Annotated in this window: 1 protein-coding gene; it reads right to left on the bottom strand. The window is 58.1% G+C overall.

Annotated elements, in window-relative coordinates; translation table 11 throughout:
• On the bottom strand, positions 1–532 hold a 532-nt coding region (locus tag ACRRUX_RS20610), incomplete at both ends, for an MtrB/PioB family outer membrane beta-barrel protein (protein WP_432534106.1).

Raw genomic sequence — 532 nt, 5'->3', positions numbered from 1 at the left:
AGTCTCGAAAGTACGGATATCCAGCTCGGCCCACAGGGTGTTGTCACGGGTCTGCTCGCGCTCGCCGTAATGACGCTCAACCTGTTTGAAGTCGTAACCGGCTTGCAGGCGATAGCCCGGCGCCAGACGATAGGCGGTGTTCAGCTTGATGGTCTGACGCTCGCTATCCAGCACAGTGTTTTGCTTAAATGAGTTGCTGATGGCGTCATAGCTCAGGCGCGGCTGCATAAACTCATACACGGATGAGTCGTTGTCACGCTTTGAGTAATCGACACTGCCGCCGACGCGCAGGCGCGGAGTCAGCATCGAGGTAGCAGCCAGTTTGGCATCCAGAGTATCGACCTGACCATCCCAGCTTTGCAGCGGGTTACCGGCCACCTGAATAAGCGCGTCATCCTGGATCATGCGGCCTGCGACCACCCGGCCATTAAGCACAGTGGTATCCAGACGATACTGACCGGCGATGGCCAGCTGGTGCGCCTGATTGTCCGGCGTCGCGGCATACACGTCATAGGCGTATGGCAGGCTCATA

It is taken from the genome of Shewanella sp. GXUN23E (assembly GCF_050865035.1).
GTDB lineage: Bacteria > Pseudomonadota > Gammaproteobacteria > Enterobacterales > Shewanellaceae > Shewanella.
This window is presented reverse-complemented; position numbering and strand designations above follow the sequence as displayed.